Below are 24,093 nucleotides of genomic sequence, written 5' to 3' on the forward strand. Positions count from 1 at the left end.
CCCTCCACCTCTCTTGATAAGAGTTTCATTATTAAATTTTAAATAGTATAATTTCTAAAAACAATTTGAAAACAAAAAACCCCTTTCACTGAAAGAGGTTGTAACAATCGTCTTCTTATCTTTCAGCTCATACTGTAGGATTTAGCACCATATATGTAGATGAACACATTGGTTGCTGGGTTTCATAGGGCCTATCCCTCCACCTCTCTTGATAAGTATTATATTAAATATTTTATTACATATGATTATAATGACTATGAATATCTATGTCAATAGCTTTTTCATATAAATAAAATTTATTTTTATAGTATTAGTTAATTATTTGAAAATAGCCTTTTTATTAATTATTCAAACTGAGAATTATATAGTTGACTATAAAATCCCTTTTGTTTTAATAACTCCACATGATTTCCTTGTTCAACTATATTTCCATCATTAACCACTAGAATATGTTCTGCATTCCTTATGGTAGAAAGCCTATGTGCAATTACAAAGCAGGTTTTATCCTTCATTAAATTTCTCATAGCCTTTTGAATTTGAACTTCCGTTCTAGTATCAACATTAGAAGTTGCTTCATCTAAAATAAGCATCTTTGCATCCAAAAGTATAGCCCTTGCTATGGTTAGCAGTTGTTTTTGTCCTTTAGATACATTAGCTCCATCATCAGTAATTACTGTATCATAGCCCTTAGGAAGTCTTTTTATATATGAATGAATTTTAGCTGCCTTAGCTGCTTCTACAACCTCTTCCATGGTCGCATTTTCATTACCATAAGCAATATTTTCAAATATACTTCCTTCAAATAGCCATGTATCTTGAAGCACCATAGCATAAGCTTTTCTTAAACTCTTACGTGTAACCTGTGATATTGAATTTTCATCTACCTTAATATCCCCTTCATTAACATCATAGAACCTCATGAGAAGATTAATTAAAGTAGTTTTTCCTGCTCCTGTAGGGCCTACTATAGCAATCATACTTCCAGCAGGTACATTCATACTAAGATTCTTAAGAATAATCTTATTCTTATTATATCCAAAGGAAATATTCTCTACCTTCACATTTCCTTCCATATACACAAGCTCTTTAGCTCCTTCTTTATCTGCTACCTCTGACATCTCATCCATTAATTGGAAAATTCTTTCGGCAGCAGAAAGGGACGATTGAAATTCTCCCATGATATTAGCCGCTTCATTAATAGGTCCTGAAAATTTTCTAGAATACAGTACAAAGGAAGATATGTTTCCTAAAGTCATTTGTCCAAAAAGATACATAATAGCCCCAAAAATACTGATAAGAGTTAGGGATAAATTATTCATAAAGTTAACTGAAGGACCAACCATAGAACCATAATAGNNAAGCATTTACTGCTTCTTCATTTTTACTTGCAAATTTTTTCTTTGTGTTTTCTTCTTGATGATAAGCCTTTAAAGTCTTTTGACCTGATACAAACTCCTCCACCATTCCATTAAGTTCCCCTAATTTTCTTGAACGATTACGAAACATTGGTCTTGTTACCCTAGTTATTCTTTTAGTAAGTATAATAGACATTGGAACTGTAAATACAAATACTAAAACTAGCTTTTCAGATATCATAACCATAGAACCAAAGGATATAATCACAGTAATTATACTTGAGCAAATGCTCACTAAATCAGATGTTAAGGTAGAATTTAAAGTATCCACATCATAGGAAATTTTACTTATGATATCTCCTGTTGCATGGGTATCAAAATATCCCACTGGAAGAGATAATAATCTATCAAATAAATCTTTTCTTAGTCTATAGGATATTCTCTTGCTAATTTCTAGCATAAGTACTGATAAAATATAAGCTAATATAGAAGATAAAATATAAAATCCAATCATAAGTCCACAGTAATAATATATCTTAGAAAAATTTACTGCGCCTCTTCCAACATTAATATTATCTATAGCATAACCTGATAACATTGGACCAATTAAGGCAAATACGTTAGAACCTATGGATAATATAATTGCTATGATAATTAATATCTTGTATTCAAACAAATAGGACATTACTCTTTTTAATGTATTCTTTTTTCTATTTTTCATATATTATAAATGTCCTCCTTTTTACTTTGACTTCCATAACTTATTCTCCCATCTGAGACTTATTAATTTCTTTGTATACATCACAACTTTCAATAAGTTCTTCATGAGTTCCATACCCTACAACATAACCATCTTCTAATACACAGATGTGGTCTGCATTAAAAATCGAACTAATTCTTTGAGCAATCATTATAGTTGTAGTATCTTTAAAATGTTCTGTAAGGTTTTTTCTTAGTACAGCGTCTGTCTTATAATCTAAAGCACTAGAAGAATCATCTAAAATTAATATTTCTGGGTGTGCTGCTATAGCTCTGGCTATAAGCATTCTTTGTTTTTGTCCACCACTTAAATCTGCACCTCTTACTGCAACTTTAGTATTAAAGCCTTCTGCCTTGCCTTCAATAAACTCAGTTGCCTTAGCATAATCTGCTGCTGATCTTATAGCACTATTCTCTAGAATTCTTCCAAACTTAATGTTTTCATAAATTGTATCCGTGCTTATAAAATCGTTTTGAAATACCACTCCAAACTTTTCTCTTAACTTCTTCATGTCAATGGATCTAATATCTTGTCCATTTATATAAATAGAACCCTGATCTACATCATAAAATCTCATTAATAATTTAATTAAAGTAGATTTTCCTGAGCCTGTAGCTCCTATAATACCTAGCATTTCACCTTTTTTAACTCCAAAGGTTATATTACTCACATTTTCTTCTTTATGATTATAAGAAAAGGAGACATTTTGAAATTTAATAGCATAATCTGTATCTATAATTGGTATATTCCTAATTGGTAATTCTTCTTTCTCATTTAGTATTTCAGTGATACGCTTTGCTGAAGCACTTGCTTTGGAGTAATTAGTAAACACTCTGGAAATAAATAAAAGAGAATTTAATATTAAAGTTACATATGTTAAAAACGCAATTATTGCTCCTGGTTTAATAGCTCCACTATTTACTCTGTAAGCTCCAGCCAAAATAACAAATACTGTCCCCACATTTAAACAAAGGTTCATTACTGGATTTAGTATAGCCATAATCATACCACTCTTCTTTTCTTGAATTACTGTAGCATCATTCCGATCATTAAATCTTTCCTTTTCATGTTCTTCCTTTGATAAAGCTTTAATTACACGAATTCCGGTAATATCTTCACGGACTACGCGTACAAAATCATCTACTTTTTTCTGAACAATTGAATACATAGGGATACCAACTTTTGATATGTACATAATAGTGATAAAAATAATAGGCATTACTGAAATCATTACTAAAGTTAGTAATGGATCTAATGTCAATGTTATAATTATTCCACCAATAAGCATTATTGGAGCTCTAATACCTAGTCTTTGCATCATTCCCACCATCTGATGGATATTATAAGTATCCGTGGTAGCTCTAGATATTAAAGAAGGTAGTGTAAAAGCATCCACTTGTCTATCAGAAAGACATATCATTTTAGAGAATAAATCATTTCTAACTCGCTCTGTGGTATCTCTTGCCACCTTCGAAGCCATTCTGTTAGCCAATATATTAAAAGTCACTGCACAAATGGCACATAAAAGCATAATTACACCCCAAAATAAAATTAGAGATACCTGCTTTAATGGAATAATTTCATCAATCATATAAGACAAAATCCATGGAATTGCTAGTTCTACAATAGTTCCAGTAAACTTTATTGAAAATCCTATAAGCATGTTTACTCTATAAGGTTTTAAATACTTAAATATTTGCTTCATAATATTCCACCTTTAAGATATAATATATTTCGTTTTCCTAAATATATTATATCTTAAAGTTTTTAAAAAATCTATTTTAAAATTCAGAAATTTACTTTAGCAATTTATAGTTCTAAAGGTTTACCTAATAATTTTTAGATGATAAAATAATAAGAATAAGGAGGTGCCATGTTGAGAGAAATAGATTATATGGCTATAGATGCTGCTAATAATCAGGATCTGTTAAATAGTTTCATTGAGCAAAATGAATTGTTTATTTTGAAATGCACATCAAAAATAACCCGAAAATACATAACTAAAAGTGATGATGAATGGTCTGTTTCACTTCAGGCATTTGTACAAGCAATTAAAGGCTACGAATTAGTTAAAGGAAATTTTCTCAGTTTTGCCGAGCTTATAATTCGTAGGCGTCTTATTGATTATCTTAGGCTTCAGAAGAAATATAACTTAGAATTATCCGTAAATCCTGCCATATTTAATTGTCAGTTAGATGAAAATGAAAGTGATAAAGATATTGCACTTGGACTTGCTGTAGCAGAAAAGATAATTCACCAAGAAAATTATACACTAAAATTTGAGATTGAAGCTGCAAATGAAGTATTTTTCTATTATGGCTTTTCATTTTTAGATTTATCTATATGTTCACCTAAAGCTAAAAAGACAAAATCGTCCTGTGCAAAAGTTGTAGTATATTTACTCAATAACCCAATATTAATTAATGAATTACAAAGTTCAAAACAACTACCATTAAAAATAATTGAAAAAAATTTAAATGTACCCCGAAAAATATTAGAACGTCACCGAAAATATATAATAGCAGCAGTAGAGATACTATCCGGAGAGTATCCAAATCTAGCTTACTATTTCAGGTACATCAGAGAGGAGATTAATAAATGAAATCTGTTGTTGTAGAAATCAAGGCTGGCTATGCTGCAGTCCTTTCTGAAGATGGCTGCATATCAAAAGTAAAAGATAAAAATTATATCGTTGGGCAGGTGATTGAGATGAAAAATAACAATTTGAAAAGTATAAATAAATTGGTAATGTGTTCTGCTTTAACAGCTATGATTGCAATTGTAGGAGGCATAACACTATGGGCCTATAAAACACCTTACTCCTATGTGAGTTTAGATGTAAATCCTTCTATTGAATATTCTTTAAATCGTTTTGACAAGGTAATTAGTATAACTGCAGTTAATGATGATGGTCAGGAAATTCTTAATGAACTTGAATTGGACAAGCTTGAAAATCAAAAAATTGAAGATGCAGTTGCTGAAACAGTTAATCAAATTAGTGAAGATGGTTATTTTGATAATAGCATTGATAATGACATTGATGGTGGAATTATTATTGCAACTTCTGGTGAAGATCAAGAAAAATCAGATGAACTTGCTGAAAAACTACAAGAAAGTTTAGAAACTGAAATTGAAGAAATAGGTGAAGATATTACCCTTGAAACTATAAGTGTTGGATTTGAACGAGTACAAAAAGCCAAAGAACTGGGTGTAACACCTGGTAAACTAAATTTAGTTGAAAAACTACAAAATAGTTCTTCAAATCCAGAAAGCATTATTCTTGAAGAGTGGTTAAACAAACCTGTTAAAGAAATTATGAGTGCTATCAAGGAAAATAAGAAAGCTAAAATAGAACAAACTGAAACTTCTGATGAAGATGAATCTAATGAAGAATCAACTACAGATAGTACAGAAGTGGCAGATGAAATAAAAACTGATAAAGCCCTAACTAAAGAAGCTGAAAATACCAATGATACTAAGGCTACGCAGGAAAGAGCTAGCCAAAAATCTCAGAATAAAATAGAAAAAGCTACTAACAAGCTTGAAAAGACTGAGAATAAAGCTAATAAAAAATCTGAAGTAACTGAGAAAAAAAATAGCAACAATGCTGAAAAACCTAAAGAAAAAATACCTAACAAACATGAGAAATCTAAAGAAAAAACACCTAATAAACCTGAAAATCCAGGAAAAAAGGGTAATTAAAAATCAAATAAAAACTAATAATAGTTTTTATATATATTACTTATATAACTAAAGATAAAAATATAATTTAAACAAACTAAAGATAAAAACATAAATTAAATAAACTAAAGATAAAAACATCGTAAAGTACAGAAAAATACAAAGAGTATGCCCCTAATGCCCCCATACTCTTTGTATTTTTTATATGCCTATAAATATCTCTGAAACCCGCATAAACAGAACAACTATTTAACTAGTTTAATAGTTAAATATCTATATATAATACTAGTTTTATATTTACATATTTATTTTACTGTTATTCTATTTTAAAATTGTACTTAAAATATTCTTCTATACTTTCAAAGCAAGTATCTATCATAAACTCTATTTCATCTTTGCTTATTACATAAGGTGGTATGAAATAAAGTACATCACCTATAGCTCTTAATAGTAACCCTTTCTTCAATGCTATTTTATAAATCTCATAACCTACTCTACTTTGCCAAGAATATCTCTCCTTGGTATCTCTATCCTTTACTATTTCAATAGCAGTTATCATGCCTATACTTCTTACTTCTCCTATCTGTCTACAATCCTTTGCTCTTTCTATTGTAAGTTTTTCTATTAATCTTCCCTTGACTTTATTATTTTCTATTATATTTTCTTCTTCAAATATTTTTAGGTTTTCTAAAGCAATAGCACAAGCCATAGCATTTCCTGCATAGGTATGACTATGTAAAAAAGATTTTCTTTCTGAGTAATCACCATAAAAACAATTATATATTTCATTAGTAGTCATAACTACAGACATTGGCATATATCCTGCAGAAATACCCTTTGAAAGGCACATAAAATCTGGACTTATATCTGAATGATTGCATGCAAACATCTCTCCTGTTCTTCCAAATCCCATGGCAATTTCGTCTACTATCAAATGTACATCATACTTATCACAAAGATTACGAAGCCTTTTAAGATAAATAGGCGAATAAATTTTCATTCCTGCTGCACCTTGAACCATTGGTTCAACTATTACAGCACTTATCTCTTCATGATTTTTAACTAAACATTTTTCCATAACTTCAAAGCATTCAGCACTACATTTATCTCTAGTACAGCCATATTTACACCTATAACAATCTGGTCCATCAATCCTAAGAGTATCTAAAAGTAAGGGTTTATATATCATATTAAAGGTATCAATATCACACACAGATAGAGCACCTAAAGTTTCTCCATGATAGGCATCACTTAAAGCTACAAATTTCTTCTTTTTAGTTTTATTTCTTTGCATATTATAGTGAAAACTCATCTTTAAAGCTATTTCCACTGCAGAAGATCCATTATCTGAATAAAATACTTTATTTAATCCTTCTGGTGTTATGGTTACTAGCTTTTCTGCTAAGTCAATAGCCGGTTTATTTGAAAAATTAGCAAAGATAACATGTTCTATTTCATCAATTTGATTCTTTATGGCTTTATTTATTCTTTTATTACTATGACCTAGGGTATTTGTCCACCAAGATGATATACAATCTAAATACTTGTTTCCATGAATATCATAAAGCCAAACCCCTTCTCCTCTTTCAATAACTATAGGATTAAGCTCTTCGTAATCCTTCATCTGTGCACAAGGATGCCATATATATTCTAAATCTCTTTTTACATAATCCTTCATATAAACACCTAACCTTCACTATAATTCTTCCATCCATTCTATAATAGTTTTATCATTAAAAATCCTTGATGCAGTGGTTCTTATATTATCTTTATCTATGCTAGCTATAATTTTAAATTTACCTACAATAGGAATTCCAGTAAGTTTTTCTATAACCTTTATATTGTCTTTAGTTATATAATTATCTTCATAATTATTTATAATAATTCCTTTTACTTTGATTCCCACGGACTCCATATATTTCACAGTTAGTACTGAATGATTTATTGTTCCCACTCCACCTCTAGCTACAACCACAGTACTCATATTTAAATCTTTAATAAGGTCACCTAGTGTATATATTTCTTCATCCCTATTAATTAGAGGGCATATTATACCACCACTACCTTCTACAATTATAAAATCATATTTTTCTTTTAGCTTCTCAAATTTAGCCTTTATAATATTTAGATCTATAGGTTTATCTTCTATTTGGGCAGCTAAATGTGGAGATATCGCTGTCTTAAATATATATGGAGTTATATTTTCATAAGGTTCCTTTAATCCACTAACCTGACTTACTAAGTCAGTATCTCCAGGAATTAGTTTATCACCTTTTTCTATAGCCCCACTTAAAGCTCCCTTAAAATATGTTGCTCTGTGCCCTTTACTTCTAAGGACATGAAGTAGTCCTGCAGTTATAACAGTTTTTCCTACATCTGTATCCGTTCCAACTACAAATATCCCCTTAGCCATCACTTCTAACCTCCAGCTTTAGTTCACTTATCATTTTCTTATCATCACATATTTTATTACCAGAAGTGGTTAAATAATTTCCAGTAATAGTAGCATTTGCACCTGAGTTAAAGCATTCCTTCCCCAAATCCCTAATGAGATTTCTACCACCAGCTAATCTGATTAAAGCTTTAGGGTTTATAAACCTAAAAATAGCAATGGTCTTCAAAATATCCTCTTGACTTAAATTTTTAGAATCTTCAAGAGGAGTACCTTTTACAGGATTAAGTACATTCACTGGAATAGACATAACCTTTAATTTTTTCAATTGAAAAGCAAGATTGATTCTATCAACCCAACTTTCACCAAGTCCAATAATTCCTCCTGAACATACAGGTATACCTGCCTTCTGTGCAGCCTTTATGGTATCTATTCTTTCTTCATAACTATGAGTTGTACATATTTCTTTATAAAATTCCCTACTTGTTTCTAAGTTATGATGATACATAGTTATTCCTCTTTCCTTTAACTTAAGTAGCTTATCATAATCAAGTATTCCTAAAGATGCACATAACTCAATCTTTAGTTCTCTATTAAGTTTTTCATATATATCTAAAACCTTATCAAAATCACTACTTGTAATTCCCCTACCACTAGTAACTAAAGAGAATCTATTTACTCCCTCTGATTCATTTTCTTTTGCTAACTTTAATGCTGCTTCCTTTGAAGCTAAATCATAGACTTCTGCATTAGTATTATAATGAACAGATTGAGCACAGAATTTACAATCTTCAGAACATCTACCTGACTTTGCATTCATGATAGAGCAAAGATATACCTTATTACCACAAAGGGTTTTTCTTATATTATTAGCACTAAGACATAATTGTTCAATCTCATCATTATTTCTAAGCTCTGTTAATGCCATTGCTTCTTGAAAATTTATGTATTCACCTGATAAAATTCTTATCTCTAAATCCTTAATAAAACTTTTCATACTTCAAGCCTTCTTTCACTTTTATTAAATGTATCCAAACCTTTTGAATATAGGTACTATTTTTATTGCTACATAAGCTGCAAATGCTGTTAAAATTAAATCTCCAGATATGCATAGTACAAAGCCATTAAAAAATGCAAAATAAAGTGACATCGGTTGTCCTAGATATAAGTTATAGCTAACATAAAGATATATAACTCCAAATAAATAAATAAATAATAGTCCAGCTAAAAGCATCCCCATAGCTTTAATAAAACTTAATTCCTTAATCTTTTCTCTTATCTTTCCTATGACATAAGCTGCCACTATAAATCCTATAAGATATCCAAAGGTAGGTTTAAATACATAGCTAAGCCCTCCCCCTTCAGTAAATACTGGTACACCTGCAAGTCCAACCATAACATAAATTATTTGGGATAGTGCGCCGAGTTTAGAGCCTAAGATAACTCCTGCTAAAGCACAAAATAAGTATTGAAGAGTAAAAGGCACATAAGGTATTGGTATTTTAATAAATGCACCAATAGCAGTTAAGGCTGCAAACATAGCTACTAAAATCAAATTTCTCGTATTCTTGGTAGTTTTCATAATTCTCTCCTTAAAATGTTTACTTTATAGTGTTGATTATAATTAAGAATTTATAAATTGTCAACTTTCAAATAATTAAAAGTTTACAATATTGCTATAATTATTTTCCTTTACTCTAGGCTAAAAATTAATTTAATATTATTAACAAGTACATAAAAATTAGAGAGCATGCTCTTTATATAGCAATGCTCTCTAATTTATCAAGTTTTATATTTATTATTTTCCATAGAGTCTAGTTCAAAATTCTTTTCTAATTTTTACTAAAAGTTTAGCCTGTACTTTAATATTTAATTAATTTTCAAGTAGCCTTTTTACTGGAACATAAATTTCCATAATCGTATCTGTTCGATAATGACAACGCTCATCATAAAATTCAAAATCTAATTTATCTTCGTCATAGATATATCCACTATCTTTAAACCATTCTTCAAATATATATTTCCAAGTTTCTTTAATCACTTCTGAAAACTTATCTTGGTTAGGGTCTACAGTAACATCCACTGGAGGAGTTGTAAATACTGCATACTCCGCCTCTGGTACTTCCACTGTAATCATATCCTCTGTAACTTTAGAGAAATCTTCAACAATGACTCCTAAAAGATAGCATACATTTCCCCCTTTATCAGTTGGAACGCATAGACCAACTTCACCATGATTAGGAGGATTTAAGATTTCATACATCTTTGTTTCTAAATTTTCTCCATCATAATTGCTCCAAAAGGATGCAATATCCTTTGTATAACTTGTTCCTCCAATATTGGTATTTATTCCATATCCAGCTACCTTAAAAGCTGGCTTTTTAACAATAACAGGCTTCATAATATAACCTCCAATTTTAAATGTTATTTCCTTATTAAAGTATCCATCCATTCTAGCTATATATTGTGTTGGACTATATCCAAAAGCTTTCCGAAAGGACTTTGAAAATCCACTAGGCGTTTCAAATCCATATTCAAGGGCAATATCAATAATTTTTTTTCCTTTAAATAGTTCTATTGCTGCTAATGATAGCTTACGTTTTCTAAGATACTCCATTATAGATATACCTTTGCATAAAGTAAAAACTCTACAAAAGTGGTTTACAGAATACCCTACATAATCAGCAACTTCACTCACAGTAATAGCTTCCTTGATATTATTTTCTATAAATTCAATACACCTATCAATATCCTTACTGTAGTTCACTTTTATCACAACCTTTTCCCTTGGGTATCTTTATTATATCAAGACTTTTAAATTTAAGCTGTTCCTAATTTGCTAAAATTTCAATCTATATAAAAAAGCATGCTCATTTAAAAGCATACTTTCTATACATATTAATATTTATATTTGTCTATATGATTTCATTCTTCAATATTTTCTACAGCCCACTTATGCATAAGCTCCAATAATGGAAGTAATGTCCTTCCCTTATCAGTAATAGAATATTCTACTTTGGGTGGAATCTGATGGTATTCCTCTCTATGAATTAATTTATCTCCTTCCAACTCCTTAAGCTGTTGAGATAACATTTTATGTGATATATTTGTTAGAGCTCTTTTTAACTCCCCATACCTCATTATACCTTTTGTAGATAAATACCAAAGAATAATAGGCTTCCACTTTCCTCCAATTAACTTTTGAGTATATTCTAATGGACACTTATATTTATTTTTATTTGTACCAGACATTTCAACATTACTCTCCTTTTATATAGTATCTTACACAAAAGTGCATACTATTAAAACTAATTACGCAAATATATAATTAGTATATAAAATAAATAAGTTTATTACAATCTACTTAAAATAAAAGGAGTGTTTCTATGGAACTATTAGAAGTAATACAAAACAGAAGAAGTATAAGAAAATTTAAGCCTGATGAAGTACCTGAAGAGTACATTCACCAATTAATTGAAGCTGGAAGATTGGCGCCTTCTGGTACAAATCTTCAACCTGCACGATATATAGTAATAAAAAGTGAGGAGGCAAGAACTAAGCTAAAAGATTGTACACCTTTACCTTTTGTTTCTGCTGCTCCAGCTATAATTGCTTGTTGTGTTGATCCTAATTCTATCACATCGACTGGAGAAAGAATGAAGGAACTTAAAGAAGCTCAAGCATTTGTTGATACCCCTCTAAATAATGCAGATGAAAATTATAATAAAGGGAAACAAAGCATTGATACTGCTTCCTTAAAAGCTTATCTAAACTTAAATGTAGCTATAGCTATTGATCATATCACTCTTAGAGCTACAGATTTAGGACTCGGAAGCTGTTGGGTTATGATGTTTGATAAAGAAAAAGTTAAAGCACTTCTAAATCTTGAAGACAGATATGATGTTTTAGCCTTATTACCTATAGGATATCCTGACCAAACTCCTAAGCAAAGACCAAGATTAGATTATAATGAAGTGCTTTTAAAAGAAATATAGTATTGAGTAATATAATTATTAAGATTTAATAGTTATATTAAATTTATCTATTCAACATATCTTCAAATATAATTAAAAGACTATATAAAAGTGAAATAGTAATATTACTATATCATTTTCATATAGCCTTTTATTCTTTATTTTATGTATTTAAAAGTAAATATTTACTTTTTAATATTTTAATATTATATTATAAGTGGTATAGTTTTTATGTGAACTTGTTTATATAAAAATAGAAATTTATAGAAAGGATAATGTTATGGATAATTCACTCCTTCTCAATAGAGAAAAACTTATGGAAAAAATTCAATGCTATATTATTGAAAATAACTTATCACCTAATACCAAACTTCCTTCCGAAAGAGAATTTTGTAGTATGTGGGATTGTAATAGAACTACCTTAAAAAAAGCTATAGACCAATTAATTAATCATGGTAAATTATATAAAAAGAAAGGCTCAGGAACTTTTTTATCAGAACCTAAACTTGAAAAAAATTTACAAAGTCTAAACTCTTTCCATGAATTTATAGATGAAAATTCTTTAAATTTATCTACCAAATTACTTTCATTAAAGCTATTAAATGATAATACCTTTGCCTATGAAAACCTAAAGGAAAATTCTAATAACAATTTATGTGAACTAATTAGATTAAGATCAGTAGACTCCGTGCCCTTTGCTATAGAAAATAGTTATCTAGCTTCCAAGTATTATGATGAGCTAATTAGAAAAAATTTTGAAAAAATTTCTTTATATGAGGTTTTAAAAAAGGATTTTAATCTAAATTTAAAGAGTGGTTGGGAAGAAATATCCATGACCTATGCTACAGCCTTAGAATCAGAACTTTTAAAAGTTGAAGAAGGTTTTCCCCTTTTTTACCTCAAGGGTACTGTGCTAGAAGAAAAAGGTTTTCCCGTTGAATTTTTCTATTCTGTAATACGTGCAGATAGAGTGAAACTAAAAAGTATATTAACAAGATAGGAGTTGATTATATTGAAAATAGCTACTGTAGGTGACAATTGTATAGATGTATATTTAAACTTAGGTAAAAGTTATCCTGGTGGAAATCCCGTAAATGTAGCAGTATATATGAAAGAATTAAATGAAATCTCTTCCTATGTTGGAGTGGTTGGTAATGATAAATATGGAGAATTAATGATTAATTCCATTAATTCTAAAGGGGTAGATACTTCTCATGTTCGGGTATTAGAAGGTGCTACAGCTATAACAGAGGTTTCTTTAATAAAGGGAGATAGAGTCATGGGAGATTATTATGAAGGTGTATTAAGTAAATTTGAACTTACTAATGAAGATTTAGATTTCATTTGTAACCACGATCTTTTTCATACAGCCTATTGGGGTAAAACTGAGAACTACCTTTGCCACATCAAAGAAAAAAATATTCCTATTTCTTTTGATTATGCTACTAAATTAAAAGACTCTCTTGTTAATAAAACCATCCATTATGTAGACTATGCATTTTTTTCTTATTCTAAAAGAGATGACTATATAGAAAACTTTATGAAGGATATTCATAGTAAAGGACCTAAAATAGTAGTTGTAACTCTTGGCAATAAGGGCAGTGTTGCCTACGATGGTAAAGAATTTATTTTTCAAGACATCATAGAAACAAAGGTAGTTGACACTTTAGGTGCTGGAGACTCTTTCATAGCAGGTTTTTTAAAGGGTATTCTGAATAAAAGCTCCATAAATGAATCTATGCTTCTTGGTGCTAAAACTGCATCTAAAACCTTAAAATATTTTGGTGCTTGGTAATGACTGATAATAATTCAAAAAAACAACTAAGTGGTTCCTCTCCTTTATATGCTCAACTAAGGGATATCCTAAGAAATAAAATTATTAGTGGTGAATTCAAGGTTGGTACAGCAATTCCCTCTGAAAATGAATTATCTAATACCTATGGAATAAATCGTCTAACAGTACGTAATGCTATATCCATTCTTATCCGTGAAGGATTGTTAAAGAGTATTAAAGGTAAGGGTGTTTTTGTTCTTAATTCTAAAATTGAAAGAGACTTATATACCTTAAGAGGTTTTACTAAAACTATGAAGGATAAAAATACACCTTCAAAAACCACTATACTAAATAAAACTACCAAACCTGCTGGAAAACTTTTGAGTAAAAAATTTAATATAAATGAAGATGATGATATTTATATTATAAAGAGACTGTGTTATGCCAACAAAGAACCTATATCCCTAGAATATATTCATATTCCAAAATATATACTACCTAATTTAGATGAAATTAACCTATCTTTTTTTTCAATATATGAACTCTTTGAAGTTTATAATATAAACCTTGTTACTGCAGATGAAACCTTGGAAATCGTTCGACTAGATGATAAGCATAGTAAACTTTTATCTCTAGATACCCCTTCCTGGGTAATGTTATTTCAATGTACTAGCTATGATGATACTGGAAGAGTTATAGAATTTACAAAGACCTATACAAGAGGAGATAAATGTAACTATAATGTACATTTTAATAAATAATATAGAAAGAAGGTATTTATATGTTAAATATTGATAAGTCCACTGTAGATTTTCTTGTTACAGAAAATATGGTTACAGAAGTTGAAAAAGTATTAGAAAAGGACGTTCCTAAAATTAGAAACATAGTTAATGAAATGGCTAAAATGGGAATTAACAAAGTTTATTTTATAGCTTGTGGTTCACCTCTTTGTGCTTGTGAAACTGCTACTATGCTATTTGAAAAATACTCAAATATTAATTCTAAAGCTTATAGTGGCTACGACTTTTTAGATTCTACACCTTATAATTTAGATGAAAAAACAGCAGTGATTGCTCTATCTCAATCTGGAAACACTGAGGAAGTAGTAGAAGCTTTAAAAAAGGCTAAAGCTACTGGTGCACTTACTGTCAGCGTTACTCGTGATCCTTCTGGAAACTTATTAGCTCCTGTAGGTGACTATTTAGTAGCCTATGAAGCTGAATGCATCTGGGAAATTCACTTATTAATTACTTATACCTTTGCATTAGAACTTATCAATAAAGTTACACCAAGCCTTGAAATAACTAAAATTCAAGAAGACATATTAAAACTTCCTAACATTTTAGGAAAATTAGTAACAAGTTGGGAATCTAAAGGACGAACCCTCGGTGAAAAAGCTTCTAATTGGGATATAATATATACTGTGGCTGCTGGTCCACTAACTCCTTTAGCCTATAAAGAAGGTGTTATTACAATGATGGAATTTGCTTGGACTCATGGAGCAAGTATAAATAGTAGTGAATTCCGCCATGGACCTTTAGAAATTGTTGAAGAAGGAATACCTTTTATTTTTCTATTAGGTACAGATGAATCTAGACATACTACTGAAAGAACTATAAATTTTGTTAAGAAATTAGATCAGGATTATATTGTCTTTGATTATAAAGAAATAGCTGAAGACCTTCATCCTATGCTATCACCTTTTGTACTTTTTGTCCCTCTCGAGTGGTTTTTCTATTATCTTTCAATTTACAAAGATCACAATCCAGATGATAGAAGATATTATGGAGGTATTGTTAAATACTAAAAATAAGGATGTGATTATTCATGAGTGAATATAAAAAATGTAACTGCGATAATTGTCTTCATAAATTATGTGTAGAAAGAGTTCCAATTTTCTCTGGTTTAAATTCTGAAGAACTAAGTAAAGTAGCTACCTTAATTGTAAAAAAGCAATATGAAAAAGGTGAGCTAATTATAATGGAAGAAAGTTATTTAGAAAATTTAATCATTATAGATAAAGGTAAGGTAAAAGTATTTCGTTATACTATTGAAGGCAAAGAGCAGATTCTATATATATTTGATCACGGTGACTTCTTTGGTGAAAAAAATCTCTTAAATAATCAACAATCTACCTATAATGTTGAAGCATTAGAAACTACTTATATTTGCATGATAAATAAAAATGACTTTCAAAACCTTTTAATTAATTATCCTAAAATAGGGATTAAAATCATAGAAGAATTATGTAGTCGAATGGATAAAATAGAGAGCTCAGTGCAAAATATGGGTACTAAAAACATAGAGTGGCGTATAAACTCACTACTTCTTGATTTTGCAGAAAGGTATGGTAAAAAACATCCTAATGGTATTATTGTAGAGCTCCCATTAAGCCGTGAAGGAATAGCTAATTATATAGGTACTTCTAGAGAAACAGTTAGTAGGAAATTAATCGTACTACAAGATGAAGGTATCATTGATATGATAGGAAACAAACAGATTTTGATACGAGATATAAATGCTTTAATGAATTAAAAAATAAAAATAATTAGATAGTTTGTTTTAAAACTATGACTCCAGTCACAGAATATTTTATATAACTAATATATTATAGAGTTATAAACAAGAAATCTTTAAATAACACTGTATTGGAGGAATATATATGAATAAATTTAATAGTTCTCAAACCGTAGGAGAAATTGTTTCAATTATGCCTAAGGCTAGTGAAATTTTCAAACAATATAAAATCGATTTTTGCTGTGGAGGTAATAGACCCTTTGAAGAGGTACTCTATGAATTACATCTTGATGAAAATCTAATATTAAATAAAATAAATGAGATTTTTGAAGAAAGTAATAATACAAAAGAAGTATTCATAGATTTTAGGGCATTGACATCAAGTGAATTAATTGACCATATTGAAAATACTCATCATGCCTATACTAAGAAAGTACTTCCTGAATTAGGAGAGTTAACAACAAAAATAATGAGAGTTCATGGTATAAACCATAATGTACTATTCAGAGTCCATAAGCTCTTTTCAATGCTTAAAACTGAATTAGAGCAACATTTGCTTAAAGAAGAACAAATTCTTTTCCCATTAATTAAAGAATATGATAAAAATCCAAGTGTTAATCAACTTCAAAAAATTAATGAAGTAATTAATGAAATCGAAGAGGAGCATGAAGGTGCTGGAGATATTTTAAAGGAACTTAGAAAAATTACCAATGATTTCAAAGTTCCTAATGACGGTTGTAATACCTATGTTATAACTTATAAAATTATTGAAGAACTAGAGAGTGATTTATTCCAGCATATTCACCTTGAAAACAATATTTTATTTAAGAGAATGAACTTGGATATTAACAAACATCAATAAGTAACTTTCTTAAAATAAAAAAATTTACAAGCCTAAGGATAATTTATTTCCTTAGGCTTTTTACCACTTTATTCCACATTGGTTTTATATCTCTACATTTTCTCTGATTTCTTATTTATTTAAAAGAGCTTTATCCGGAGTTACAAGAATTTTCACATGTTTTTTCTTTTCAGGACCTGTCAAAGCTCCAAATCCTTCTTCAACTATATCTTCAAGTGCTATTTTCTTAGTTATATATCCTTCTGCCTTAATTCTTCCATCGCTCATTTGCGCAATTGTTGCTGGAAACTCATGTCTATAGGCTAAAGTTCCTACTATTTTCTTTTCAGAAAATACTAATACATTAGGATTAAAGTTTATTCCATCTTCCCAAATACTTGTTATTACCATAGTTCCTTCATATTTTAAACTATCTAAGCCTATATCAAAGCCTATCTTTGCTCCTGTAGTTTCAAAGGCCACATCTACACCTGTTCCACCAGTAAGTTTTTTAACCTCCATAGCTATATCAACTTCATTTGGATCAAGAACAACATCAGCTCCTGACCTCTTTGCATATTCCTGTCTTATTGATTTTCTTTGTAACACTACTACTAATTTTGCTCCTGCTGCTTTTAAGCATTCAATAGTTGCAAGGCCTATTGGACCTGAACCAAGTACAATAGCAGTATCTCCTGTTTTAAAATTAGCAATTCTAATAGAATGAAGTGCTACCGCCATTGGTTCTACTAAAGCTCCTTGTTCATAGGTCATACCCTCTGGCATTTTATGCACATATTCTTCTGGAAATACAGTATATTCTGCAAGTCCTCCACCACTACCACAAAGTCCATGAAATCCTAAGGAAGAGCACAGATTGTATTTACCTTCTCTACATGCTGGACATTCTCCACAAGCTACTATAGGTTCTACAATAACTCTATCACCTATTTCAAACTTTGTTACTCCTTCTCCTACTTCTACAACTTCCCCTGAAAATTCATGCCCTAGAACTACTGGTGCTATATTCCCACTTAAAGGATGAGGTTGTCCAACAGGTATAAAAATAGGTCCTCCTAAATATTCATGCAAATCTGAACCACATATTCCACACCATTTAACTTTAATTTTTATATTTCCTTTAGTAACCTTTGGTTCATCTACCTCTTCAACCCTAATATCTTTCTTATCATACCATAATGCTGCTTTCATAATAAAAGTACCTCCTAAAAAATATAATCTAATATATTGTTAATATTCTCACACATTTATTATGCAAGTCTTATGCCAAAATCATTGCTTAAAATACTTTTTAAAACATTATTCACCCTATTTTACCTGAAGCTATGAAAATGACTACATCGAGTCTCATTCTATATTTCTAATTAAATTTACTATAAACTTTATTTGAAAATTTAATTTATATGGTAAATGAAAAAATCTCAAAATGATACACCGCTTAGTGTCTCATCTTGAGATTTATTATATTTAATTCTCATTTTGATACATATATGATTCTAATCATTGATAATAAAAAAACAAAGTAATTTATAGATTTTTTAAGTTATATTTTTTTATCTTTCTATAAATAGTAGCTCTACTTATTCCTAGCATTTCCGCAGACTTTAATATGTTACCTCCGCAAAAGTTAATAGCTTTTATTATACTTTCTCTTTCTAAAATATCTATAGGTACTATTTCATCTACAACACTTGCTTTCTCATTATTAAAATTAGCTTCTATTATTTGTGACTTTTCCAAAGACTGTACACAGATTATATCCTTTTCACTAGAATAATAATCCCTTTCTATAGCATTTCTAAGTTCTCTTACATTTCCAGGCCAATCATGTTTTTTTAGTTCATTTATATAATCTGTTGTTATTAGTTTATATTTAGCTTTATTTTTAGAATTAAGACTATTAACAAAGTGTTTTGCTAGTGTCTCTATATCTTCCTTTCTTTCCATCAAAGGGATCGTTTTTATATTCATTACATCTAACCTGTAATACAAATCTTCTCTAAAAGTTTTTTTACTTACCTCTTCTTTTAACTCTTTATTAGTTGCTCCTATTATTCTTACATCTAATTTCTTTTCGTAATTTCCGCCTACTCTAACTATGGTATTGTTATCTAAAACTCTCAATAATTTCGATTGCATATCTAAAGTAAGTTCTCCTAACTCATCTAAGAAAATTGTTCCACCATCTGCTAATTCAAATTTCCCTGGATGTCCCTCTTTAGCAGCTCCAGTAAAAGCTCCCTTATCATAACCAAAAAATTCACTTTCCATTAGATCTCTAGGAATTGAAGCGCAGTTAACAGCTACAAAAGGTCCATTACTTCTTTCACTATAATTATGTATAGCTTGAGCTACCAGTTCTTTTCCCGTTCCGCTAGGTCCTTCTATTAATATATTGCAATCACTTCTTGAAGCCTTTTTTGCAAAATTTATCATATTTATCATTTTATCGTTACTAGTTACAATGTCTTTAAACTTATAGTTAGCCTTATATCCTACCACTTTATTTACAAACCTATGTACAGATTTACTTTCTCTAAAAGTTATAACTACTCCCATAGACCTATTATTAACATTCATAGGTACAACATTTAATATACATTTTATTCTTTTACTCTTAATATTAAAGTCACATTCTATGTTATTATAAGCTTCTTCATAATTTTCTATAATGTAATCAAAATTTAAATTACCCAGAGCTTCTTTTACATTTATTTCAAATATTTCATCTTGGTTCATATCTAAAATGTTTTCTGCCCTATGATTCACTCTCTTAATATTAAATTTTTCATCTATTACTATCATTCCCTCTACAATGGAATCAAAAGTTATATTTAATAAATTGTAGGATAATATAAGTTCTAACTGTTTCTTTATGGATTCAGCTGCTGCAATAACTATTCCCAAAGTATGCAGATGTGCATCCTTGCATATGCCAGACATATTTATACACCCTATTATTTTCCCATCACTATCATGTATAGGTGCTGATGAACACGTCCAAGAATGTTGTTGTATACCATAATGCTCAGCCCCAATAGTTTGCATTGGTTTATTTATATATAAACAAGTTCCTATAGCATTAGTTCCTACTGCTTTTTCTGACCATAAGGCTCCCTTTGTAAATCTTAAATCCCTGGCTTTTTCTAAAATATTATCATCACCGATAACATCTATTATATATCCATCTTTATCTGCAAGGAATAAAGCAAAGCCTGAACCTGATATGGTGTTATACAAATTCTCCATTATAGAATGTGCTACTGAAACTAATTCTATATTCTCTTTAACTTTAATTGCTACAGGAGCTTTATACTCCTCAACACCTCTTCCATCCATATAGTCTACATGATACTCTTTACATCTTATCCATGAATGTCTTATATCTTTTTTAACTTTTTTGTTATCTATACCGTATTTCACAAATTCATTCCATGCTTTTGTAATGAATTCCGTATAATTGTCCATTCTTACACTCCCACCCCTTAAGAAATATATACTTAAAACAACAAATTTATTATTTTACTATTTGTTTTATATCACCATGGAAAAAATATATCCCTAGAACTAAATCTAATATATAAAATAATAAGAGTTATTAATATAATCTACTTCGTACTTTTCACATAATTTTCTTAATAAGGTTTTTACCTTAATATTATTTTCGTCTGGATTTTTTAAAAGTTCATTAAACCTATTCTTTTCTTTTAATGTTGCTTTATCTTTTATATATCCATAAACATGCTCAGCTGTGTTAATGAAATTTCCTCTACTAAAAGGCTTTTCTAAACACTGATCTATATACATATACACTTCTCTCATTGGTATAGGAGAATTTACTAAGCTACTACATTTTTTATAATAAGAATAATCCTTTTCCATTAAAGAATACTTATACTTCGCCCATTGCTCTGTCCTTATTGAAATTGGTAAGTCCTCATTAAGAGTGCAAATACACTTGATTGTTGATATTTCCTTATCCTTAACTTCAAGCATGACATCTGAATTAATTTCTGAAATACTTTTCATATAATCTAAAAAATTACTAATAACAACAAACTTAGAATGAGCTCCTCCTTTTTTACTTATATCTCTATCAGAATAATGGAATTTTACTGGACCATCTTCAACCTTCCATGTATTTTTAACAGAGTATAAAATATCCTTCCACTCTAAAGAACAAGGATTGAGCTGTTGATGAAGATTATCAAACACTGCTGGTATTTTAATATCATTACAAATATTTAATACATCTTCTATGGTATAACTCTTATCATCATTCTCAATTACCAATCTTTTTTTCAAGGAGTTTGATAGTCTATTATAATTATGCTTAAATCGTTCCATAGCAGAAATTTTATCTCCATATACCCCTCCAACGTGAAGTATAATTTTGTTAGAATAGTCCACCCCTAAACTATCTAAAAATCTGCAATGATACTCTAAGTCCATAATACTTTTCTCAACTACTTCCTCATTAAGAGAATTTAGAACTGTATATTGACCAGGATGCATAGAAACCCTAATATTATTACTTTTTATAAACTCTCCACACTCTGTAAGTTCTTTATTATAGGTCTCCCACCACTTTAGGTTATTAATGGGGTGACTACCAAAGGGGATTATATCTGAACTTATCCTAAATAAATATATTTCATTTCGTACATTCCACTTTAATATATTCATTAAATCATCAATATTACTTCTAACGCACTGATTAAAAACATTATCACTAAAATTTTTTAATAAAAAGCTTCTTGAAGTTTTATACGGAATAGATGCAGGTGTACATGCATATCCAATTCTATTTTTTTCAAGCAACTTACAACACCATCCTTTTAATTAAATGAAAAGTAATAGGCTAATTGCCATTACAGCCATTCCCGCTACTAGTCCGTAGATAGATAAATGATGTTCACCATATTCTCTTGCCGATGGAAGTAATTCATCAAGAGAAATAAATATCATAATACCAGCAACTATAGCAAAAATAATTCCAAGAGTAACATTGTTAATAAATGGCATTAGTACTAAATAACCAATAATAGCACCTAGAGGCTCTGACAGTCCAGATAGAAAAGAATATAGAAAGGCTTTCTTTCTACTACCTGTAGCATAAAATACTGGAACTGACACTGCGATACCCTCAGGAATATTATGAATAGCAATAGCAATTGTTATAGGTATGGCTATTGATGGTTCTTGTAATGCAGAAATAAAAGTAGCCAATCCTTCTGGAAAGTTATGAATAGCCACTGCTAGCGCTGTAAGTAATCCCATTCTAAGCAATTTCTTATTATCTTTTGATGTATCTTTTAAATTTTCATTTTCCGCTCCCTCTAATTCTTCAATTTTATAAATATCATGAGGATTTTCACCACTTGGTATAAGTTTGTCAATAATCGCTATAATTAACATACCAAAAAAGAAAGCTCCTACTGTAACCCAAGAACCCAATTTAAATCCAAGTTCAACGGATAATAAATTCCTAGCTTCAACAAAAATTTCTATCATAGAAACATATATCATAACTCCTGCAGAAAATCCTAAACTAATTGATAAAAACTTTGTATTGGTCTTTTTAGCAAAAAACGCAAGAGCACTTCCAATTCCTGTACATAGCCCTGCAAATAACGTTAATGCAAAGGCAATAAAAACCTGTTCCATATTTTTCCCCCTAATTCCTATATTTTATTCATATACTTATTAATAACTTATACAAACTTGTGTAATCATTACAATATCAATTACTGCAACTTTTACTAATTTTAACCGTGATTAAACCTAATTATTTTCATAAGATAAATTAATCTATTTTCCTTTAATAGTATAATTATTATATCATAATCAATTTAAAAATCACTACTATGCTCTCCTATATAAAATAGCTGGATTTAAGAATAAGTTTGCTAGTATGATAATTATTCATACTAGGCAAACTTATTTATAAAATATTTAATTATCACATAAAACTATAATTTGTGATGGTGTTGTAATTGCAGGTATACTCTTGGTACTCATTCCATATACAACAACAAGATTTCTATTTTCTATATTTCCTAAAAAGCTCTGTCCATTTTCAAGTAGTATTTGTGTTCTATTACTAATATTAAGTCTAAGTGAATCATCTCTACTAACTAACCTTCTATTGAAATGAGATACCTTGACATTTTCTTTTTTTGATTTTCTAGCTATAACAATAGCTCTATACTGAGGTGGAAATATTAATGGAACAGGTGCCAATGAATCATAAAATCCAATTATATAATCGCCAGGTCTTATATTAACATGGTCTACAAAATAAGTATCTCGGCTAACTACTAAGTTAAAATCATCATCTCTTCTTCCTCTTACTGACATTATCATTGTACATGCCGATGTGTCATTTACTGATGTTTTCATCACTTCTATACTTTTAACTACTCCTTCAACACTTAAAAATTCTTTCACTATTATTCCTCCATATAATAACATACTGTGCTGTTATTATATTATGGATTGAAAAAACTTGTGTTACAAAAAAAATAAGGGCTAAATCTTATTAATTTAATAAACCTTAATTTACTTGTTTATTTTTTATAATTACTATTTCCCTAATACAAATATCTTATAGTTAAAACTACTTATTTTCTTTCTCATCTCTCAAATATTTAAATTTTTCAGGGTCCTTAAGTTCTAAGCTAGAATCTATTTGTAATTCACTACGTTTTAGTTCTAACTCTTCTTTAGTTAAAGGACCATATAGTTTCCCTGTATTAACATCTATAATCCAATAATT

23 protein-coding genes and 1 riboswitch are annotated in these 24,093 nt (G+C 29.6%); of the genes, 9 read left to right on the forward strand and 14 right to left on the reverse strand.

What is annotated here, in order from left to right; genetic code table 11:
- Positions 1–112 precede the first annotated feature (112 nt).
- Positions 113–218, reverse strand: a riboswitch (SAM riboswitch).
- 126 nt (positions 219–344) lie between these two features.
- Genes B2671_RS04640 through B2671_RS04650 form a run of 3 tightly spaced genes read right to left on the reverse strand, consistent with a single transcriptional unit; the run spans position 345 to position 3,820 of the window.
- Positions 345–1,364, reverse strand: a complete 1,020-nt coding sequence (locus B2671_RS04640) for an ABC transporter ATP-binding protein (RefSeq protein ID WP_346869366.1) — start codon at positions 1,362–1,364, stop codon at positions 345–347.
- Positions 1,324–2,076, reverse strand: coding sequence for an ABC transporter ATP-binding protein (locus B2671_RS04645; RefSeq protein ID WP_346869367.1), 753 nt, complete (start codon positions 2,074–2,076; stop codon positions 1,324–1,326). Before B2671_RS04645 ends, B2671_RS04640 begins: the two co-directional genes overlap by 41 nt.
- Positions 2,077–2,116: 40 nt before the next feature.
- A complete protein-coding gene (locus B2671_RS04650) occupies positions 2,117–3,820 on the reverse strand; it encodes an ABC transporter ATP-binding protein (RefSeq protein WP_346869368.1) in 1,704 nt (567 codons plus the stop codon).
- Between the two features lie 171 nt (positions 3,821–3,991).
- Here B2671_RS04650 and B2671_RS04655 point away from each other — a divergent pair, with 171 nt between their 5' ends.
- A complete protein-coding gene (locus B2671_RS04655) occupies positions 3,992–4,717 on the forward strand; it encodes a hypothetical protein (protein ID WP_346869369.1) in 726 nt (241 codons plus the stop codon).
- Positions 4,714–5,817 (forward strand): anti-sigma-I factor RsgI family protein, encoded by a 1,104-nt coding sequence (locus tag B2671_RS04660; RefSeq protein ID WP_346869370.1) that lies wholly within the window; start codon positions 4,714–4,716, stop codon positions 5,815–5,817. Before B2671_RS04655 ends, B2671_RS04660 begins: the two co-directional genes overlap by 4 nt.
- A gap of 295 nt (positions 5,818–6,112) precedes the next feature.
- On the opposite strand, the gene bioA is transcribed toward B2671_RS04660, so the two are convergent.
- From bioA to B2671_RS04690, 6 genes are all read right to left on the reverse strand, one after another.
- Positions 6,113–7,474, reverse strand: a complete 1,362-nt coding sequence (gene bioA / locus B2671_RS04665) for an adenosylmethionine--8-amino-7-oxononanoate transaminase (RefSeq protein ID WP_346869371.1) — start codon at positions 7,472–7,474, stop codon at positions 6,113–6,115.
- Between the two features lie 18 nt (positions 7,475–7,492).
- Positions 7,493–8,209 (reverse strand): dethiobiotin synthase, encoded by a 717-nt coding sequence (gene bioD, locus B2671_RS04670; protein ID WP_346869372.1) that lies wholly within the window; start codon positions 8,207–8,209, stop codon positions 7,493–7,495.
- Entirely contained in the window at positions 8,202–9,185 is a 984-nt protein-coding gene (gene bioB / locus B2671_RS04675) for a biotin synthase BioB (RefSeq protein ID WP_346869373.1), read from the reverse strand. The genes bioD and bioB overlap by 8 nt, the downstream gene beginning before the upstream one ends.
- Before the next feature lie 24 nt (positions 9,186–9,209).
- On the reverse strand, positions 9,210–9,770 hold the full coding sequence (locus B2671_RS04680; RefSeq protein ID WP_346869374.1) for a biotin transporter BioY: 561 nt from the start codon (positions 9,768–9,770) through the stop codon (positions 9,210–9,212).
- A 291-nt stretch (positions 9,771–10,061) separates the two neighbouring features.
- Positions 10,062–10,955, reverse strand: coding sequence for an AraC family transcriptional regulator (locus B2671_RS04685; RefSeq protein WP_346869400.1), 894 nt, complete (start codon positions 10,953–10,955; stop codon positions 10,062–10,064).
- 158 nt (positions 10,956–11,113) lie between these two features.
- Complete coding sequence (locus tag B2671_RS04690; protein ID WP_346847599.1) at positions 11,114–11,440, reverse strand: helix-turn-helix domain-containing protein; 327 nt, start codon at positions 11,438–11,440, stop codon at positions 11,114–11,116.
- 134 nt (positions 11,441–11,574) lie between these two features.
- Here B2671_RS04690 and B2671_RS04695 point away from each other — a divergent pair, with 134 nt between their 5' ends.
- The 7 genes from B2671_RS04695 to ric all read left to right on the forward strand — a co-directional run bounded on the left by B2671_RS04695 (position 11,575) and on the right by ric (position 17,315).
- Positions 11,575–12,183, forward strand: a complete 609-nt coding sequence (locus B2671_RS04695) for a nitroreductase family protein (RefSeq protein ID WP_346869375.1) — start codon at positions 11,575–11,577, stop codon at positions 12,181–12,183.
- A gap of 259 nt (positions 12,184–12,442) precedes the next feature.
- Positions 12,443–13,162 carry a GntR family transcriptional regulator gene (locus tag B2671_RS04700; RefSeq protein ID WP_346869376.1) on the forward strand — a complete coding sequence of 240 codons (720 nt, stop codon included), beginning with the start codon at positions 12,443–12,445 and terminating at the stop codon, positions 13,160–13,162.
- A gap of 12 nt (positions 13,163–13,174) precedes the next feature.
- Positions 13,175–13,957, forward strand: a complete 783-nt coding sequence (frlD, locus tag B2671_RS04705; protein ID WP_346869377.1) for a fructoselysine 6-kinase — start codon at positions 13,175–13,177, stop codon at positions 13,955–13,957.
- Positions 13,957–14,697, forward strand: a complete 741-nt coding sequence (locus B2671_RS04710) for a GntR family transcriptional regulator (protein ID WP_346869378.1) — start codon at positions 13,957–13,959, stop codon at positions 14,695–14,697. The genes frlD and B2671_RS04710 overlap by 1 nt, the downstream gene beginning before the upstream one ends.
- A gap of 20 nt (positions 14,698–14,717) precedes the next feature.
- Positions 14,718–15,743, forward strand: coding sequence for a fructoselysine 6-phosphate deglycase (gene frlB / locus B2671_RS04715; RefSeq protein WP_346869379.1), 1,026 nt, complete (start codon positions 14,718–14,720; stop codon positions 15,741–15,743).
- A 20-nt stretch (positions 15,744–15,763) separates the two neighbouring features.
- A complete protein-coding gene (locus tag B2671_RS04720; RefSeq protein WP_346869380.1) occupies positions 15,764–16,471 on the forward strand; it encodes a Crp/Fnr family transcriptional regulator in 708 nt (235 codons plus the stop codon).
- 127 nt (positions 16,472–16,598) lie between these two features.
- Positions 16,599–17,315: an iron-sulfur cluster repair di-iron protein gene (gene ric / locus B2671_RS04725; protein WP_346869381.1), complete on the forward strand. Its 717-nt coding sequence runs from the start codon at positions 16,599–16,601 to the stop codon at positions 17,313–17,315.
- A 111-nt stretch (positions 17,316–17,426) separates the two neighbouring features.
- Here the strand turns inward: ric and B2671_RS04730 are convergent, their stop codons facing one another.
- From B2671_RS04730 to B2671_RS04750, 5 genes are all read right to left on the reverse strand, one after another.
- Positions 17,427–18,506, reverse strand: coding sequence for a 2,3-butanediol dehydrogenase (locus tag B2671_RS04730; RefSeq protein ID WP_346869382.1), 1,080 nt, complete (start codon positions 18,504–18,506; stop codon positions 17,427–17,429).
- A 336-nt stretch (positions 18,507–18,842) separates the two neighbouring features.
- The gene (locus B2671_RS04735; protein ID WP_346869383.1) at positions 18,843–20,783 is read right to left on the reverse strand and encodes a sigma-54-dependent Fis family transcriptional regulator; all 1,941 of its coding nucleotides are present in this window, start codon (positions 20,781–20,783) and stop codon (positions 18,843–18,845) included.
- Between the two features lie 105 nt (positions 20,784–20,888).
- Complete coding sequence (uvsE, locus tag B2671_RS04740) at positions 20,889–22,136, reverse strand: UV DNA damage repair endonuclease UvsE (protein WP_346869384.1); 1,248 nt, start codon at positions 22,134–22,136, stop codon at positions 20,889–20,891.
- 21 nt (positions 22,137–22,157) lie between these two features.
- Positions 22,158–22,982, reverse strand: a complete 825-nt coding sequence (gene zupT / locus B2671_RS04745; RefSeq protein WP_346869385.1) for a zinc transporter ZupT — start codon at positions 22,980–22,982, stop codon at positions 22,158–22,160.
- Positions 22,983–23,270: 288 nt separating this feature from the next.
- On the reverse strand, positions 23,271–23,765 hold the full coding sequence (locus B2671_RS04750) for a hypothetical protein (RefSeq protein ID WP_346869386.1): 495 nt from the start codon (positions 23,763–23,765) through the stop codon (positions 23,271–23,273).
- Positions 23,766–24,093 lie beyond the last annotated feature (328 nt).

Origin of the sequence: Clostridium sp. UBA5119 (genome assembly GCF_002414285.1) — a bacterium.
GTDB lineage: Bacteria > Bacillota > Clostridia > Clostridiales > Clostridiaceae > Clostridium_J > Clostridium_J sulfidigenes.